7 protein-coding genes are annotated in these 3,557 nt (G+C 45.3%); 5 read left to right on the top strand and 2 right to left on the bottom strand.

Annotated elements, in window-relative coordinates; genetic code table 11:
* Nucleotides 1–310 precede the first annotated feature (310 nt).
* The gene (locus BQ17_RS08545) at nucleotides 311–526 is read left to right on the top strand and encodes a DUF433 domain-containing protein (protein ID WP_089726145.1); all 216 of its coding nucleotides are present in this window, start codon (nucleotides 311–313) and stop codon (nucleotides 524–526) included.
* Nucleotides 527–529: 3 nt separating this feature from the next.
* Here BQ17_RS08545 and BQ17_RS08540 read toward each other — a convergent pair whose 3' ends face one another.
* The gene (locus BQ17_RS08540) at nucleotides 530–703 is read right to left on the bottom strand and encodes a phage integrase N-terminal SAM-like domain-containing protein (protein WP_256091525.1); all 174 of its coding nucleotides are present in this window, start codon (nucleotides 701–703) and stop codon (nucleotides 530–532) included.
* 245 nt (nucleotides 704–948) lie between these two features.
* Here BQ17_RS08540 and BQ17_RS08535 point away from each other — a divergent pair, with 245 nt between their 5' ends.
* From BQ17_RS08535 to BQ17_RS20515, 4 genes are all read left to right on the top strand, one after another.
* Nucleotides 949–1,524 carry a hypothetical protein gene (locus BQ17_RS08535; RefSeq protein WP_089726144.1) on the top strand — a complete coding sequence of 192 codons (576 nt, stop codon included), beginning with the start codon at nucleotides 949–951 and terminating at the stop codon, nucleotides 1,522–1,524.
* Nucleotides 1,525–1,649: 125 nt separating this feature from the next.
* Nucleotides 1,650–1,895 (top strand): UPF0175 family protein, encoded by a 246-nt coding sequence (locus BQ17_RS08530; protein WP_089726143.1) that lies wholly within the window; start codon nucleotides 1,650–1,652, stop codon nucleotides 1,893–1,895.
* Entirely contained in the window at nucleotides 1,892–2,377 is a 486-nt protein-coding gene (locus BQ17_RS08525) for a PIN domain-containing protein (protein ID WP_089726141.1), read from the top strand. The genes BQ17_RS08530 and BQ17_RS08525 overlap by 4 nt, the downstream gene beginning before the upstream one ends.
* Nucleotides 2,378–2,753: 376 nt before the next feature.
* A complete protein-coding gene (locus BQ17_RS20515) occupies nucleotides 2,754–3,203 on the top strand; it encodes a hypothetical protein (RefSeq protein WP_141699175.1) in 450 nt (149 codons plus the stop codon).
* 139 nt (nucleotides 3,204–3,342) lie between these two features.
* On the opposite strand, the gene BQ17_RS22495 is transcribed toward BQ17_RS20515, so the two are convergent.
* Nucleotides 3,343–3,557, bottom strand: a 215-nt coding sequence (locus BQ17_RS22495; RefSeq protein WP_218068179.1) for a hypothetical protein, incomplete at its 5' end; no start/stop codon positions are given.

Raw genomic sequence — 3,557 nt, 5'->3', positions numbered from 1 at the left:
GATGGTAAAAATCTCGGGATTTTGAATCATTAAGAATTAACTACCTTACTATATCACTCTGATATTTACCACTACCGCTTTCTCTGGCTCCCACGCTCCAGCGTGGGAGCAAGCTTGTTCCGACGGAGGAGGGATCTCGACGCTCCAGCGTCTTGAAACCTCGGCCGCTGGAGCGGCCACAACTGCGTTCCCACGCTGGAGCGTGGGAACGAGCCATAAACTGCTCGCGGATTGCACGCAGCCGGCCTGATCGACAAACGCCGCATGCACGAGTTCGATGCATTGTGCCATCTCGATAAAGAGAGCCACTATGAACACTTCACTCGACCGCATCACCATCGATCCTGAGCGGATGAACGGTCAACCCTGTATCCGTGGTATGCGCCTGACGGTGCATCGCGTGGTCGAGGCTGTCGCCCTCTACCCGGATCGCATCGAGCGCAAGCGGGAGTATCCGGAGCTTGAGGATGATGACATCCGCCAGGCCTTGGAATCGGAGAGCAACTCATGCAAGGGGCGATGGTGACGATTACCGAGCGTAGCATCCGCCTATGGCGAGATGCGTGAGAAAAGCCTCCACCTTCGGCGCGCCCATCTCCGCGGGATGACGCTTGGCGTGAAACAAGATAAAGCGGCGAATCCAATCCGGATAGGCTTGCTCGGTGCGGATGCTGTCGTGCTTAAAACGGATTGTATCCCGCACCTGGTCGAGCAGGCGGGGCTTGGTCTGCGTTCCGGCGGAGGGGGTATTTCCCCTGTCAGTACCTGACGGGTTTGTCCTATATATCGGCAATATATACAGGCACTTGCGAACAGGCAAGCAGATTAGACCTCACTTTTGACGTATTTTCTTACGTCGTTTTTGAGGTCTACTTGTAGTTAGCTGACAAAGGTAGTTTTTAATAATCTTCCCATCGAAACCAATAGACAAGAAAGGATGGCAGATCAATGAGCGAAACTATTGTTGTAGCAATTATTGCCGCAGTTATTGGTGCTTTAGGTGCCGTTATTGCTGCTGGTTTTGCGGAGGTAGTGAAACATTGGCTCAAGGAAAAGAAACCAGATTTTAAGAGAATCAAGATCATTATACCTGTTTTCGTTGTATCAATTACCGTCGGTGCTGTTGTTGGCCCGACAATAAACGATCATTTCACCACAGTCGATACAGGTTCATTCAATTTAGAGGCTGATGAGGAGAGAAGATTTAGTTTTTTTCTAGAGGCAAAAGGTTTTCGGGGAGGGGAAAATATATCATTTGCAGCTAGCAATGGCGATTGTGATAGATCTTCAAGTTATGTGGTTTATTTCATATGGGGGAAATTTGTTTCCGAGGAAATATTGATGGAATGCGGTAAAGGCCAAAATGCTGAAAAAGAATTTTTTACAGGTTTTGGGGGCGGAAATGTTGAACTAGAAGCTATTTTTAAGATTTATAATGAAAAAGCAAAAAGACCGGTAACTAACGCGAGCTTGAGAATATCGTATGGTACTAAAGGACATAAACTTAAATGGATTGAGCAGTAAATGATTGCAGCTAACAAAAGCCTCCAGCCGACCGCCTAAAGCGCCGCTCGCTTCGCTTGCGTCGCATTAGGCGGCGGCTGAGGCGTAACGTTAGGTCAACCGACTATCTAGTGAGAAATACAATTATGAGTTTAGTCATAGATAATCAAATTTTACAAGCAGCACATATTTCAGAAAACGGCTTGAGAGCAGAAATCGCCGTATTACTTTATCAACAGGAACGGTTAACATTAGCACAGGCTGCCCATATGTGTGATTTTTCTCGTTATCGGTTTCAGCATCTACTCGCAAGCAGAGGCATCAAAATACATTATGATGTGGAGGACTTTGAACAAGACCTTGATACATTAAAATATCTGAGTCGATTATGATTGTCGCAAGTGATGCATCTCCGATAATTGCATTATCCGCAATCGGTCAATTATCATTATTGTCAAAACTTTACGAAGGAATACTTATCCCTCAACATGTGTATAATGAAATAATCACACCTATTTCAGATCTGCCAGGGAAAATTGAAATCCAAAATTCCAACTGGATTAAAGTGGTATCAGTTACAAATCGCATTTTGGTACAAGCTTTGGAGATCGAGCTCGATAGAGGAGAAGCTGAAGCTATTGTGTTAGCATTGGAACAAGATGCCGATTTATTATTGGTCGATGAGCGTCGTGGGCGGCTGGTAGCACGGCGATTAAACCTGAAAGTAGTAGGTGTCATTGGTGTTTTAGTGGAAGCAAAAACGAAAGGGTATATTAAAACACTTGCACCATTATTGGAACGTTTGCAATTGGGAGCAGGTTTTCGTTTAAGTAATGCATTGGTTAAACGTGTATTGCTGGAGGTAGGAGAATAAGATCGGACCGACGAGGCGTGAACTTCTTGTGCAGTGCAAAAAGTTGACTCATTTGTAAAGATTCGGGTCCCTCAAGGAATCCTAGATGGAAGTTCGCCGTAGTTGTTCGCTCAGGAGACCGAGGCAACAAGTCGTCGGCAGGTCTTAACTCATTGTTTCTAGTACCTAGTTTCGACCGGTATTGCAAATTCATAGCCTCTAGTTGACTCTCACGCTCCAATGTCAAAGCCAGCAGTATCAATTGAAACTAGGTACTAGGTGCGTTGATGGAGATATTCATGAATTTGATAAAGAAGCAAGAATTGTGGTATAGAAGGCGTTTCGACGTACTTAAACACGGCGACTCGCCGTCTACTACCTGTTAGGCAACCATAGTATGACGTGGTCTGAATCATTATCGGTTCTATCAATCCTTGTGGCTGGATTGTCTGCTCTATATGCACGGCACTCTTGGCAAGAGGCAATAAAAGCAAATACCATTTCCAATCATGAAAGAAAAAGGGAAATATACAACGCCTTTGATACTTTAAAGTTCGCAATGCTTCGAGAAGCTTGCGGGATCAATCATGAGAGTGTGGGAAAATTCTATCAGCCATCCAGAGATTCGGAGTTCTATTTCTCTGAAAAAACCCATAATAAGATCAATCGCTATTTTCATGTATGCTTTGAGTTGGCTGAGCTTAATCGCAAGAAATCAACAAGAGATAATGATGAAATAACACTCTCTGAAATTCATAGCAAGCAAGATGCGCTATTAAATGAAGAAACAAGGCTATCAAAAGAAATTGATGAAGAGTTACGTAATCTTCTTAAATTGCCAGAGTGAATGCAATTAATGCCTAACATGCGGCTAAACTCGGACCACCCAAAGCGGTGCGGCTTTCGCTGCGCTACAGCCACACCGCTTTGGGTGGCCGGTTAGCCTTGACGATAAGCGGCGCGTCCCTGCGCCGCTTATCGGGGAGCTAACCAGCACGTGCACTATAAAAGGTATTACCAAAAAGAAAGCACACAGGAACATGCACGGCGGCGTTTTGATACCCCGACCGTTTCAGACACCAAAACAGGAAATCGCCTGACAAAAACGTAGGTGCAACATGAGACGCGCCGCCTATCAAGACGCTGAACGCAGACAAACATCCATTGCCCCCGTCCATGGGGGCAATGGATGTTGCTGGTT

The sequence above is a fragment of the Candidatus Thiosymbion oneisti genome, assembly GCF_900092655.1.
GTDB classification, from domain to species: Bacteria; Pseudomonadota; Gammaproteobacteria; order Chromatiales; family Chromatiaceae; genus Thiosymbion; species Thiosymbion oneisti.
This window is presented reverse-complemented; position numbering and strand designations above follow the sequence as displayed.